Below are 13,501 nucleotides of genomic sequence, written 5' to 3' on the forward strand. Positions count from 1 at the left end.
ACCAATGCCGGCGTACGTCGATCCAGCAGTCGAGGCCCTTCGTGAGAGCAGTGGTGAGGGGACTGTCCGACTGCTCCTCGGCGTTATCGGCGATCGAGACGAAATTACGTCGGCCGTTACCGACTCCGACGCGTCCGTGATCGATCGCATCGGTCACTCCGCGCTGCTCGTCGAGGCACCGAAATCGTCGGTCGAGGCGCTGTGTAGCCTCGATGGCATCTCATCCGTAGAGCTCGATCACGACGACGTGGCGGTTCTGAACCGGGGAAACGGGCGATCCCGCCCGCGTTTGACTCGATAGTCTCGCTCCGGGCGTTCGTCTATCGATCGTACTGTGAGACGCTCGCCGTCGGAACGGCCCGAAATGAAGGACGATTCATCACCGTCGGTATCGTCGATTCGATCCTGAGGCCGACGGGCGACCTCGCAGACGCCTACACGATCGACCGGCGGCGGAATTACATCGCCGACGACGAAGCCGATACGACCGGCCACGGGTCGGACGTACTCGAAATTCTCGGCTACTTCGCACCGCGAGCAACGTTCGAGGTGTACCGGGTCATCGCTCGAAACGGGAGAACGAGACGAAGTTCGCTGGCACAGGCGATCGCAGATGCCGCCGACGACGGTGTGGACGTGCTCAATCTCTCGGTCGGCCTCTATCATTCACACGAGCCGGCAAACACCTGTAACGGGAACTGCACGGTCGCGACAGAATCGAAATACGCTGCGAAGAACGGGACGACGATCGTCGCAGCGGCGGGAAACCGAGATGGGGAGTCGGTCAAGGGTGTGTATTGCCCGGCAGTGAACGACTCGGCAATCGGTGTCGGCGGTCTCGTCTCGCGTTGCCGGTCGAACGTCGTAGATACCCCCGAATCTGGGCAGTACTGGATCCGAAATCCGACAGTCGAAGGGCCGTTCTGTGGCCAGCGGGGATGCGACGTGAGTGCGTCCTGTCAGGAGAACCGACTCGAGCAACCGTGGCGAGGAAACGTCTCGTTTCACAACGGCGAACCCGACACGCTCGCTCCAGTGCACTATCCAGCAGGCGACGCCCGGGAGCCGCTCTTACAGAAGGGAACGAGCTTCGCGACGCCGATCGTTTCTGGAGTACTAGCCAGTATCTTCGGTGATTTACTCGAGGTGGGCCGGGATCCAGATCCGCAGACGGTACGACGAGCAGTCCGTCACAGCGCCAGGGAAATCGACGAGGGGCGGATTGGGAAGTTCGACGCGGAACGAACGTGGACGCACCTGGAGTCGGAATCCGCACCAGGTGACTGATCACGATCTCCGACGGCCACCGCGAGACCTGGGACGTCGAGGGCGTCTCGATGGAGCTGGCGATCGAACCGCTGGCGACGGCGGAAGCGTCGGATTGACGGAGGACAGTCGTTCCCTCACCGGGACGGGTTCCCGACGAACGCGGCCCGCAGCCGGACAACCCGGACACACAGTCTGCGTCGACGGTGACAGACGGTCGATACGAAGTCGTCTGCCACGACCTGAGAAGGGCCTTCGTCTGCGAGTCTCGCGAGAGACACATTGATGTGGCGTGACTGAGAGTACCAGCCATGTCAGAGGCGTTCGACTGGGAGCTGTTACGAGAATTGACCGAGGCCACCGGAATCAGCGGGTTCGAGGGCGACGTCCGAGAAATCGTCCGACGGGAACTCGAGGAGTCGACGGATTCAGTGTCGGCCGACGCCCTCGGAAACGTGGTCGGGACGGTCGACGGGACGTCGGCGTATTCCGTCGTCGTCGCCGCCCACATCGACGAATGGGGATGGATGGTCGAACGGGTCACCGAGGACGGCTTTCTCGAGCTCGAGACCATCGGCGGGACGAACCCCGCAACCCCGGTCTCCCAGCGAGTGACTGTTCGAACAGCGGACGGATCGATTCCCGGGATCATCGGAGCCGTTCCCCCGCACATGCTCACCGAGGACGTACTCGATTTACGACCGACCGAAGGCGAACACCCCGCTCTGAGCGACGACGTCTACGTCGAACTCGGGCTCCCCGCTGACGAAGTACGCGAGCGCGTTACTCCAGGTGACCAGGTCACGCTCCGGCGGACGACGGAACGGCTCGGTGAATGCGTGACGGGGAAAGCGTTCGACAACCGAGCGCTGGTTCACATTTTGCTCGAGGCGGCCAGGCGGATCGAAGACCCCGACGTGACGATTCACTTCGCGGGGACGAGCCAGGAGGAGATCGGGCTTCGGGGAGCGACGGGACTCGCGACCGATCTCGATCCCGACCTCGCCATCGCGCTCGACATTTCGGTCGCGAACGACCAGCCGTACTTCGACGAGGACGACCGGATCTCGTCGCTCGGCGAGGGGACGGCGATCAAGGTCAAAGACCGGGATAGCATCACGAATCCGCTCGTGACGCGACGGCTGCGAGACCTTGCTGAACAGAGAGGGATTCCGCATCAACTCGAGATAACGAACCAGGGGGGCACGGATACCGCCGCCTTTCAGCGAGCGCACGGGTCGAAACCGACCGGTGCGCTGCTGTTGCCGACGCGGAACATCCACTCCAACACTGCCTGTGCGTCCGTCGGCGACATCGAAGCGACGATCGATCTCCTCACCGCATTTCTGGAGACGGAGGCCGGAGACGAGTACATCGCTTGAACGGTTCCCAGTCCAGGACACACTCACCCGACGAGTACCGCACCAGTTCGCACCGTTCTGTACGACGAATCGGTCGTAGAAACGATACCCGTACCCGATCGCGTCGGGGAGCGTCGAGGTGGAGCGAGGGGAATTCCGTTCCCAGGGTCCGCGCTACCATCGAGAGAGAGAGAGAGAGAGAGAGAGAGAGAGAGAGACGCGTTCTCCAGGCTCCGCCTCGAGCCCCGCGGATCCGACGGGTTCGACTGCCACGTGCCGGTCGCCGCTCTCGCGGGATCGATCGAACCCACAAGGGATTTGCTCGCTCGCTTCCGACCACCCGTTCAGATGCGAGACCGTCTTGCGGTCGCGATCGTCTGCCTGCTCGTCCTGTCGCCGTCGCTGGCGGTCGGTACCGTCGCCGCCGACGGGGCGTCTATCGATGGTCACCGGGTCGCCGACGAGAGAGCGCTCGACGGGGAGCGACTCGCCGAGGGGGCGCCGTACGAGGACTGGCAGATCGACGGCGAGCAGGCGGAGGAGACGGAATCAGCGCTAGAGCGATCCGCGACGCCCGTCGCCGAACCGGCGGCGACGGCGTCGATGCACGCGATCGACCAGTCGACGACACTCCACCACCGGCCGGACGACGTCGGCACGTTTGGCGCGGTCGTGACCCTGTCGATCCCGGAGCCGGTACGCGCACTCTCCGTCCGGGTGCCGACGAGGGCGACGATCGAGTCGGCCGACGGCTTCGACGTCGTCGACGGGTCGACGCTTCGATGGAACGGCGAGACGGCCCAGCCGACGGTCACCCTCGGCGTCGAGACCAACCGTCGACAGCGACGGGGCGGCCACGCGAACACGGGCGATCCCGCCGGGGAACCCGCGCAGCAAGTCTTCGACGCGGGGACAGACCTCGACTTCGCCGAGACGCGCGAGTGGGGGATCGTCGCCGTTCCACAGCTCGCCCTCGACTGGGAGTACGAACGCGGCCACTCGATCTCGGTCGAGCGATCGGTGGACGTGGCCGGCGACGGTGCCGTCGGCGAGACCATCGTCGTCTTCGGCCCCGTCGAGGTGTACGAAGCCGAGGCGGGCGGCGAGCGCCACCGGCTGGTCGTCCCACAGGCGGCCGATCTCGCGGAATCACCGGACGCGATTCTCCAGGCACTGGACGAGGCGAGCAGGGCGTTGACCCTCGGCGCGCCGAACGACGAGTTCTTCGTCGTCGCGGCGCCCGTCGGCGAGGTCGACTGGCGCGCGGCCGGACTACAGTACGGCGACAGCGATGCCTGGGTCCGGGCCGACGCACCGCTCGACGACCCGGGGTCCGTCTGGCTCCACGAGTACACGCACTCGCGACAGCCGTTCGCCGGGGTCGGGAACGGCACGACCGAGGCCATCCGGTGGCTCGTCGAAGGGCAGGCCGACTACTACGCGGCGACGCTGGCACTCGAACTCGGGTACGCCGAGTACGACGAGTTCCGCCGATTCGTAGACCGCGGCTCCCTGTACCCGTACGACCAGGGCGTCCTGTCAGACCCCGACACCTGGACGGACCCGGAGACGCCCTACGCCCGCGGCCCGCCCGCGCTCCTCGCGATCGATCGCGAGATCAGGCGAGCGACCGACGGTGACCTGACACTGCAACACGCCTTCAGACGGGTGAACGTCGCGGAGACGCCGCTCGAATCGCGGGCGTTCTACGCGGCGGTCGAGGCCGTCGGCGGGGCCGACGCCCGGGCGACGGCCGAACGCGTCGTCGAGACCGAGACCGTTCCAGACACGCGCACCGAGTCGGCCTATCGGTCGCTGTTCGACGGCGAGCCGACCGCGTTCGACCACCGGTTTCGCGACGCCGCGATCACCGTCTCGGGGCCGTATCGCGGCGGCCAGCTCGGCGGGCTGGACGAACTCGTCCCGGGCGAGACGGCCGCGGTACCCATCGCGATCGAGAACGAGGACGCCGACACGGGCTACTTCGACGCCGCGCTCGTCGTCGACGGCGCCATCGTCGATGCGACCGCGGGCTCGCTCGACGCCGGAGATCGGGCGACCGGCACGGTGGCCTGGACGCCGACGGAACCGGGTACGTACGACCTGCGCGTCGGCGACGACCGTCGAACGGTGACCGTCGAGGCGGCCGCGACGGCGACCGTCTCGGATCTCGTCGTCTCCGACCGCAGCGTCGACCAGGGCGACGACGTTACGGCGACAGCCGTCGTGACCGGGCACCCGGACCGGCCGTCGCGAGCGGACGTGCACATCCGGACGCCGGGGGGCACCGTCGCCGAGGAAACCGTCCACCTCGCTCCCGGCGCGACGGCGCGCGTCGAGGCGACGTTCACCCTCGATCGCGACGGACTGAACCAGGTGACCGCAGGCGACCGGCAGGCGCTGGTCGGCGTGGGGACGCTCGCCGGCGGCGTCGCCGAGGTCGACGCGCTGGCCGAGTCGATCCCGACTCCCGCGATCGCGGGCGGAGCGGTGGTCGTCGCCGCGCTCGGCGGCGTGCTCGCCGCTCGTCGCCACGGTGGCGTGTGAACGACGGACAGCGCCTGGCAGCCTCCGTCCGACCCCTGCGTTCGACGTCGCCGCCGGGCGGGTCGACGCCGATCGTGTCCTCGAAACCGGTGACTGGTCACCTGTCGACGGCCAGGCCTAGCTCGGCGAACGACGGCTCACGGTCGACCGCCTCCCCGCACCGCGGGCAGTCGGTCATCCCCTCCGTGATGTACGTCCGCTCGCAATTCCCGCACGAGTACAGCGCGGTCGCGGACCGCTCGTCGGTCTCACGTTCGTCGTCGGGCGACGTCGCTCGCTTCGCTACGTACGCCCGGATCCCTTCGGTCACGGTAGATATCATCGGTCTGTGCTCCCTTCAGACTGGAGAGGTCCGGATAAACGCAGTGACTGTTCTCGGTGCGTGCACGAGACCGAGGTGGCGTGTGACACGAACTCGATAGGTTCGACAGCGATCCGACAACCGAGAGGGTGGGACGAGACTCACACGGTCTCTCGGTTCGTCACTCGAGCGCCTCGGCGAGCCACGGTGCCGCGGACACGGCACTGGCTGGACCCTCGATCGTATCGGTGCCGTAGATGGTCTCGACGCCAGCGCGAGCGAGGCGGGTGTAGGCGGCGCCGGCGAGTAGCGGGTGGACGCACCCGACGAAGAGACGCGCGGCGCCGCGGTCGTCGAGGACGCCGATCGCCTCGCTCATCGTCCCGCCGGTGGCGACGATGTCGTCGACGACGACCACGTCCCGGTCGGCGACGCGGACGTCGCTCGGCGCGATGTCGACCTCGGTTCCCGATCGACGAGTCTTCTCGAAGTAGTCGGTCGTCCCCGCCCCGTAGGCGTCGCGGACGGTCGTCGCGATCTCGACGGCGCCGGCGTCGGGCGAGAGGAAGACGGGATCGGCGAGGTCGTCGGGGAGCGGGTCGGCGAGAGCGGGGGCGGCGTCGACGGTCGTCGCAGGCGGGTCGAAGAAGTCACAGACGGCCGCCTCGTGAGGGTTTGCGGTCACAACCCGATCGGCACCGGTGGAGATGGCCCGGGCGACGGCCCGCGCCGAGATCGGCTGGCCGGGCTCGAACGCATCGTCCTGCCGAGCGTACCCCATGTAGGGGACGACGGTGACCACCTCGTCCGCGCCCGCTTTCCGGGCGGCGTCCTGCAACTGTAACAGTTCGACGTGCGCGTCGCTCGACACCGTGGAGGCGACGACCACGACTCGATCCGGTACCGCCCCGTCGGCCGCGAACTCGGGCACCGAGGCGAGGAGCTCGCCGTCGGGGAAGCGTTCGATCGAAACCTCGGCGAGCGGTTCGTCGAGTTCGGCGGCGATCTCGGCCGCGAGCGACTGCGACGAGGACCCACTGACGATCATGTCGGAGACGACTGGCGGCGGCTACGAACAGGTTTCGGTTGTCGACGGCACGGTTCGACGGACGGCGTGACGGGAGTCGGTACCATCCGATCGCGCGGTTCGCCAACGGGAAAATGAACGCCGGGCTACGCTGCGCAGAACCCGCCGGTCGTGTCACCCGCGATCCGAAGCGAACCGGCGCTGTCGATGACGACGATCAGCGAGATGCAGTCGGGTTCGTTCCAGTCGGCCGGCGTCACCTCGACGAACTCCGTCCCGTCGAGCCTGACCCGAACGCGGAACTCGCCGCCCGCGTCGGTCCACGATCGGTCCAGGGAGACGCTCCCGGTTCGTCCGTCGATGTCCTTCGAGACCCAGGCCGCCATCGAGCCGTCGAGTTCGACCTGGATGTCGACCGTGTGGCTCGCGTCGTGGAGGTTGTCGATCGAGATGTCACCGAGAATCGTTCCCTCGACGCTCGGCGACTCGTTCGACCCCCCCGGGTCCGAACCGTCCGTCGAGTCGCCCGAGCCGTCGTCGGTCGAACCGGATCCCGAGGACTCGTCCGCGTCGTCGGGGTCGTTCTCGTCCCCGCTCAGGCAACCGGCCGTCGCGCCGAGACCCAGCGCCCCAGCGACCGCGAGATACTGACGTCGTGTCCGCTGTGTCATAGGTGACTCTTCGGCCTGTCGCGGATAATCCTTTGTCAGACAATGGTAATATTTCAGATGTTTTCGCGACCGGGAAACGACGCCGACCGATCACGGCGAGAGAGTCACGTCGACGAACGCGATCCCAGCCGGGTCACGAACACCGATCGTGTGGCGACGAACGTCGTCCGGACCGGCCGCGACGACGGTACCGGTCGACGTGACGGCGTAGACGTACCCGTCACCGGAGACGAGGTCGACCAGCGACTCGTCGGTGGTGACGACCGTCCGCCGGGTCGGCACGTCGCTGCCATCGTCGAGATCGATGGCGAGGAGCGACGAGCCGGAGATCGCGTAGATGCGCTCGTCGGACTCTCCCGTCCCCGAGCCCGAGGCGACGGCGTCGACTGGGTCGTCGAGGAGTGTTCGCCAGCCGTCCTCGACCGCCTCGTAGAGTCCCGACGCGGTCCCGGCCAGCGGACGGCCGGTTGCGCCTACGTCCCGGACGTCGGTGAGACCGACGTCGACGAGACCGCCGTCCTGAATCCGCCAGACGCCCCGGTCGGTCGCGACGAAGGGGGTGTCGATCGCCCGAACGGGCGAATCGTCGGCGGTCGAGCGCGCAGTGGACGCCTCTCCGGAGCGTGACGCCGTCGCCCCCGAGTCGTCGAGAGGGCCGCCTGCCGGCGACACGGTCTCCCCGATCGTCGTCCACTGCGAGTCGGCCGATCGACTGTCATCGACGGCGAGCGTCCGAACCGCCCCGTCGGGAGATGCGGCGACGACCGAGCCAGCGGCGACGTCGACCGCGACCGCCGATCCGAATCCGGTCGGTCGGAGGGCGGCTGCGAGAGCTGTCGACTCCGCGTCGTCGGTCCCCGGCGAGGCGTCTCCGCCCCCGTCTAATCGACGCGGACGGACGCCGACGAGGACGTCGTCCGCGGTCGCGACGGCGACGACAACGCCGTCCGCACGTCCGGGGGCGAGATCGCGGTCGGGGGACGCGTCGGTTCCGGATGGCCCCACTGCCACGTCGCGTGCGGCTCGCCGGTCGAGCAGCGAGAACTCGCCGACCGCGGTCCCCGTCACACGAACGCCGACGAGACCGGTCTCACTCGCGACGAGGCAGGTGCTGGCGCCGCGTCGCTCGTCGTAGACGCGCTTCTCCTCGATGGTCTGCATGGGCGGAACTCGGGTCCGACCGGGAAAGGCGTGACGTCCGCTCCCCGAACGCGTCGCGTCCGGGGGCGTCTAGGCAACCCACCCGCTTCGGAGCGCCTTTGAGGTGGCCGCTTCGGAATCCCTTTGAGGTGGGCGGTCGGACTAGGGGTCGATGGAGGTATTCGGGTCGAGCGGGGCGCGGGGCGTCGCGAACGAGGAACTATCGCCCGCGTTCGTACTCCGCGTCGCGAAGGCGGCCGGGACGACGTGGGCGGCCCCGCGCGTCGCGATCGGCCGCGACACCCGTCACACCGGGCGGATGCTGGTCGATGCGGCGACCAGCGGCCTCGCGAGCGTCGGCGCGACCGTCGATCGGCTCGGGATCGTCCCGACGCCCGGCGTGCAGGCCTACGCGGAACGGGAGGGCGTCCCCGCCATCGTCGTGACGGCCTCGCACAACCCGCCGGAGTACAACGGCGTGAAACTCATCGGCGCCGACGGCGTCGAACTCACCGTCGACGACCTGGAGCGGATCGAAGAGACGCTCCTGGCCGAGGATTTCGCCAACGTCCCCTGGAACGAGATCGGCCGCGTCCGGTCGATCGACGGCGCTGGGCGTCGATACGTCGAGGGCGTGCTCGCTGCGGTCGATCGTGACCTGATCGCCGACGCAGACCTCACCGTGGCCATCGATCCGGGCCACGGCGCCGGCTCGTTGACGAGTCCCGAGCTCTTCCGGGCGCTCGGCTGCCGCGTCGTCACGGTCAACGCCCAGCCCGACGGTCACTTTCCCGGTCGAGATCCGGAACCAGTCGAGACCAATCTCACGGAACTCGGACAGCTCGTCCGTGCCGCCGACGCCGACGTCGGGATCGCCCACGACGGCGACGCCGACCGGGCCATCTTCTTCGACGAGACCGGTTCCTACCTGGAGGGGGACGCGACCTTCGCCGCGCTCGCCGCGGCGGAACTCGAAGCAGGCGACGCGCTCGTCTCCGCGGTGAACGTCTCCCAGCGTCTCGTCGACGTGGCACGTGAGGTCGGCGCCGACGTCGAACTCACGCCGATCGGCTCGACGAACATCATCACCCGCATCCGGGCGCTCGCCGACGACGGCCGTCACGTCCCGATCGCCGGGGAGGGCAACGGCGGGGTCTTCTTCCCCGACTACCGGCTGGCCCGCGACGGCGCCTACATCGCCGCGCGCTTTCTCGAGCTCGTCGCGGAGACGCCCGCGAGCGACCTGGTCGCACCCTACGACGGCTACGCCAACGTCCGGCGGAACGTCGAGTACACCTCGACGGGTGAGCGCGACGCCATGCTCGAGGCCGCCGCTGACTACGCAGAGCGCGCCGATACCGACCTGAACACCCGCGACGGCTACCGCCTCGACTACGGCGACGCCTGGGTCCTCGCACGCCCGTCCGGGACGGAACCGCTCGTGCGCATCTACGCCGAAGCCCGCGAGCGCGAGCGGGCCCAGGCACTCGTCGACGACGTCTACGAGACGCTGATCGCGGCGAGCGAGCGCGCGTAAACCGGGTGACGCACCGCACAACGGCCGTCACCAGGCGAGTGCGTCAGCGAACCGGACGCCGAGCCGTTCCGTCGCGAGGAGGACACGGTGGGCGACGACGAGGACGACGACCGCGAGTAGAATCGTCGCGCCCTCCCGAACCGTCGGGAGCAGACCGAGCGAGACGATGAGGGTGGTGGCACAGGCTGGCGGATGGCGGGTATCAGTCGCGAGCATCCCGCCGGCGGTGAGCGTCGTCGCGACGACGCCACTCGCACCGAGGCGCAGTCCCGCGATCGAACCCGGCGCCGTCGCGGTCGTCATGTCGGCACCGCCGGCGAGGAGCGTGTACGCGACGAGTCCAGCGACGACGCCGACGGCGTGACCGCCGATCACCCGTCTCGGGGACGTCGACTCGCCGCGTTCGAACAGTGCCAGGACGAACGCCGACGGACCGAGGCTCGGAAAGAGCATCGGGAGGCCCGAGAGCCACGCGAGTGCGGCCGTCGTCGAGAGGAGTGTGCCGGTGTGCAGCGTGGATCCGACGCGATCGTCCATCGGCCGTCAGTGCCCGCTACACGGCCAAAGACCCCGCGGTTTCACACGGCGTCGATCCGGGGCGGTACGCGCGACGCGATCGGTCGAGATGCGCTGTGGATACGATCAGTCGCCAACATCGCGATCGTCGGCGGGGACGATCGTCACCGGGACCGTCGACCGCCGTGCGACGGCCTCGGCGACGCTGCCGAGCAAGACCCGCGAGACGCCCGAACGGCCCTCGCTCCCCATGACGATGCCGTCGACGGGGTCGGTGCGAACGTACTCGACGATCGCATCCGCAGGAGCACCCTCTAGCACGACCGTATCCACGGCGGCGTCGCGCTCGTCGGCGATCGTCCGAACGTCCGCGAAGAAGTCCGGTTCACCGTCGGCGACGCCCGGGGCACCGCCGCCGTAGGCCACTTCGAGGTCGTCGACGACGTGGACGACGGTCACCGCGACCTCGCCGAACGCGGTGAGCGCGTACTCGAGCGCGGAGCGAGCGAGCGCCGAATCGTCCATCGGCACGAGGAGCTGCTGTGTCACGGACGAGGCTACGCAGTCGGACGGGTAAAAGTCGACGATCCGCGCCGGGCGGCCTCAGCCCACGGCGTCGGCCGTCTCCAGCGCATCCTGTAGCGCGCCACGTTCGGCTCGAAGGGCCTCGAGATCGGCGGTGACCTGCCCGGCTTCGATGCGCTCTCGTTCGCGCCCGGTCAGTTCGGTCCGCGCGGTCGCGGCCGTCTGGAGCCGGTCGTACTCCGGATCGCGGGCGAGGTCCGCGACGTCCCGGAGCGCGGCGACCGGGTTCACGTCGACGTCGATCGGGCCGCCGGCGAGACGGACGACGAGCGGGCGGCGTTCGCGCACGCGAAAGCGCAGTTCGTCGGCCGGCGCAGGCGGCCAGGAGATCGAGAGTGGCGCGGCGTCGAGGCGTTGCAGGTACGTCCGCTGCGTGGCCACCTGGCGTTTGAGGGCGTCGGGATCGTCGACGTGGTGGGCGAGCTTCGAGCGCGAGTACTCGGCGTACTCGAGGAGCCGTGGGATCGCCGACTCGCCGGCCGGATTCGTCTCGACGAACTCGCGGAGGTCCGCGGGCGGTCGATCGAAGTCGACCAGCGGATAGAGACGACTCCGTTCGAGGAGGGCGAAGACCTCGCGGGCCGACGCGGTCGACAGGTAGTCGGCGAACGCCGCCTCGACGGCCCGGTTGTACGTCTCGATCGGGTCGCGAATCCGATCGACCGGCGCGTCGAGGTCGACCGACGCGAGCTCCAGGAGGTGTTCGTGTCGGTCGACCTCGTCCGAGAGCTCGTCGAGTCGGTCGACCGCGGCCTTCCGGGCCTCGTGGAGGTCGCTCTCGGCGGCTTCGCGGTCGTCGAGGAGGGTGACGTAGCGCGCTGCGGGGTCGAGCGCCGCCTTCGCCGCCTCGAAGTCCTCGTCGTAGAGGCGACGCTTGTCGATGGCCTCGTAAGCCGCCTCGAACGCCGCCCGTTCCGTGAGGTCGTCTGCGAGTCCGTCGACGAGGGCGTCGAACTGCGCCTCGAACTGGACGTACGCCGCGAACGCCTCGCGGCCGGTGCCGACCGCCCGCTCGTCGTTGTTCTCGAGAAGTTTCCGGGCTCGGCGATACGCCTCGGCGCCGCGTTCGACCTCGTCCTCGCCGAGGTCGTCGATACGGGCCTGTACCGACTCGTACCGGTCGATCGCCGCTTCGAGAGCGGCCAGCGTGTCGCTGTCGATCTCCTCGCGGTTCCGCACGCCGCTCCCTGTCCCGTCGTTCGTCGCGCCGCCTTCGATCCCGTCGTCCGTCGTGCCGCCATGTGCAGAGCGTCCGTCCACCATGGTTACTCGTAGACGGCCTCGGGATCGAACACCCGCTCCCCCACGTGCTCGCCGTCGACGGTCCGGTAGAAACACGAGCGATGTCCCGTGTGACAGGCACCGCCCTCTTGCTCCACGCGGTAGAGGAGCGCGTCGGCGTCGCAATCGACCCGCACCTCGGCGACGCGCTGGACGTGCCCGCTCGAACCTCCTTTCTGCCACAACTCGTCGCGACTGCGCGAGTAGTAGTGCGCCAGCCCCGTCTCCCGGGTCCGCGCCAACGCCTCCGGCGAGACGTACGCGAGCATCAGCACCTCGCCCGATTCCGCGTCCTGGGCGACCGCGGGGACCAGCCCGGTCTCGCCGAAATCGACCTCGACGTCTGTCATACGCGACGTGTCGACCGGGACGGCGATAGGCCTTACGCCGAACTTTTTGCGCCTTGGGTTCCGCGCCTCGCGCGGAACCGCGCGGCGCAAAAACTTCGATGAAAAAGGGCCGGCGGTTCGGCCGCCGGCCTCACCGCCGGGGAACCGCTCGCTTCGCTCGCGGATGCACAACTCCGTTCTCGGAGTCAGGTATACTGATATACCGACCGAAAATGCCTGTACCGTAGTTTGGTCTGAATCGTCGAAACAGCCGCAACGGTTTCCAGCCAGCTGTCCGCTCGGAGTCAGTCGTTCTTCCCGTGCTCTTTCATCCGCCGGGAGAAGTCGGAGAGGTTCATCGCGGCGGCGCAGTGCTCACAGCAGTACCGAACGGTATCCGCGTATTTCGCCGACAGTGTGGCCGGCGACTCGACGGTGAGCCGAAAGAGAAGCTGTGGCGCGACATCGCGATCGCAGCGGTAACACTCCCGGCCCCGCGGTTTGTAGCCGTCATCGCCGCTCGACGCCTCGGCAGACGTCATCCCCGACCACCCCTGTCCGATCCGGTGGACCGTCCGTCGGCTCTCGGCCACCGACCCCGGAAATCGAACGTGAACGCCGGATATCGTTTCGACTCACTAGACCACAGGCGTGCGAGACCTTTTTATCTCGGTGGTGTGTTTCGTAACATGGCAACCAGGCCGCTCGTCTGGAAGCCACGTCTCGGGTGCCCTACCACCCGGGGCATTTCTACCCCTCGTGAGTCCGTGACTTCCAGTTCGCAGATCGACGCGTGTCGTAGTATAATTACTGGTGAGTGGTGTGTTCAATACGGTCTAACAGAATGAAAATGGAATCGGAGGAAGGGCAGCACTATCCCAACTGGAGTGGCGATTTCGCGATACGAAGGACGATCATATGGCCATCGCGCACTCGATAT

General features: G+C 68.0%; 14 protein-coding genes. 5 read left to right on the top strand and 9 right to left on the bottom strand.

Annotated features, from left to right (window positions below):
* Positions 1 to 4: 4 nt before the first annotated feature.
* From NO366_RS04635 to NO366_RS04650, 4 genes are all read left to right on the top strand, one after another.
* Positions 5 to 301 (top strand): hypothetical protein, encoded by a 297-nt coding sequence (locus NO366_RS04635; RefSeq protein ID WP_256533157.1) that lies wholly within the window; start codon positions 5 to 7, stop codon positions 299 to 301.
* Between the two features lie 89 nt (positions 302 to 390).
* Positions 391 to 1,287, top strand: a complete 897-nt coding sequence (locus tag NO366_RS04640) for a S8 family serine peptidase (protein WP_343217329.1) — start codon at positions 391 to 393, stop codon at positions 1,285 to 1,287.
* A 290-nt stretch (positions 1,288 to 1,577) separates the two neighbouring features.
* Positions 1,578 to 2,648: a M42 family metallopeptidase gene (locus NO366_RS04645; protein WP_256533158.1), complete on the top strand. Its 1,071-nt coding sequence runs from the start codon at positions 1,578 to 1,580 to the stop codon at positions 2,646 to 2,648.
* Between the two features lie 327 nt (positions 2,649 to 2,975).
* Positions 2,976 to 5,174, top strand: a complete 2,199-nt coding sequence (locus NO366_RS04650; protein ID WP_256533159.1) for a CARDB domain-containing protein — start codon at positions 2,976 to 2,978, stop codon at positions 5,172 to 5,174.
* 97 nt (positions 5,175 to 5,271) lie between these two features.
* On the opposite strand, the gene NO366_RS04655 is transcribed toward NO366_RS04650, so the two are convergent.
* The 4 genes from NO366_RS04655 to NO366_RS04670 all read right to left on the bottom strand — a co-directional run bounded on the left by NO366_RS04655 (position 5,272) and on the right by NO366_RS04670 (position 8,334).
* On the bottom strand, positions 5,272 to 5,484 hold the full coding sequence (locus tag NO366_RS04655) for a hypothetical protein (RefSeq protein ID WP_256533160.1): 213 nt from the start codon (positions 5,482 to 5,484) through the stop codon (positions 5,272 to 5,274).
* 172 nt (positions 5,485 to 5,656) lie between these two features.
* On the bottom strand, positions 5,657 to 6,523 hold the full coding sequence (locus NO366_RS04660) for a ribose-phosphate diphosphokinase (protein WP_256533161.1): 867 nt from the start codon (positions 6,521 to 6,523) through the stop codon (positions 5,657 to 5,659).
* A 125-nt stretch (positions 6,524 to 6,648) separates the two neighbouring features.
* The gene (locus NO366_RS04665) at positions 6,649 to 7,173 is read right to left on the bottom strand and encodes a hypothetical protein (RefSeq protein ID WP_256533162.1); all 525 of its coding nucleotides are present in this window, start codon (positions 7,171 to 7,173) and stop codon (positions 6,649 to 6,651) included.
* Positions 7,174 to 7,263: 90 nt separating this feature from the next.
* The gene (locus NO366_RS04670; protein ID WP_256533163.1) at positions 7,264 to 8,334 is read right to left on the bottom strand and encodes an HVO_0234 family beta-propeller protein; all 1,071 of its coding nucleotides are present in this window, start codon (positions 8,332 to 8,334) and stop codon (positions 7,264 to 7,266) included.
* Between the two features lie 151 nt (positions 8,335 to 8,485).
* Here NO366_RS04670 and glmM point away from each other — a divergent pair, with 151 nt between their 5' ends.
* Entirely contained in the window at positions 8,486 to 9,850 is a 1,365-nt protein-coding gene (gene glmM / locus NO366_RS04675; protein ID WP_256533164.1) for a phosphoglucosamine mutase, read from the top strand.
* 27 nt (positions 9,851 to 9,877) lie between these two features.
* On the opposite strand, the gene NO366_RS04680 is transcribed toward glmM, so the two are convergent.
* The 5 genes from NO366_RS04680 to NO366_RS04700 all read right to left on the bottom strand — a co-directional run bounded on the left by NO366_RS04680 (position 9,878) and on the right by NO366_RS04700 (position 13,103).
* Complete coding sequence (locus tag NO366_RS04680) at positions 9,878 to 10,387, bottom strand: HPP family protein (RefSeq protein WP_256533165.1); 510 nt, start codon at positions 10,385 to 10,387, stop codon at positions 9,878 to 9,880.
* 105 nt (positions 10,388 to 10,492) lie between these two features.
* Positions 10,493 to 10,915, bottom strand: coding sequence for a universal stress protein (locus NO366_RS04685; protein ID WP_256533166.1), 423 nt, complete (start codon positions 10,913 to 10,915; stop codon positions 10,493 to 10,495).
* Between the two features lie 54 nt (positions 10,916 to 10,969).
* Positions 10,970 to 12,214, bottom strand: coding sequence for a DUF7118 family protein (locus NO366_RS04690; protein ID WP_256533167.1), 1,245 nt, complete (start codon positions 12,212 to 12,214; stop codon positions 10,970 to 10,972).
* A gap of 2 nt (positions 12,215 to 12,216) precedes the next feature.
* Complete coding sequence (gene hisI / locus NO366_RS04695; protein ID WP_256533168.1) at positions 12,217 to 12,582, bottom strand: phosphoribosyl-AMP cyclohydrolase; 366 nt, start codon at positions 12,580 to 12,582, stop codon at positions 12,217 to 12,219.
* Positions 12,583 to 12,866: 284 nt separating this feature from the next.
* Positions 12,867 to 13,103: a hypothetical protein gene (locus tag NO366_RS04700; RefSeq protein ID WP_256533169.1), complete on the bottom strand. Its 237-nt coding sequence runs from the start codon at positions 13,101 to 13,103 to the stop codon at positions 12,867 to 12,869.
* Between the last annotated feature and the right edge of the window lie 398 nt (positions 13,104 to 13,501).

Source organism: Halovivax cerinus, assembly GCF_024498195.1.
Classification (GTDB): domain Archaea; phylum Halobacteriota; class Halobacteria; order Halobacteriales; family Natrialbaceae; genus Halovivax; species Halovivax cerinus.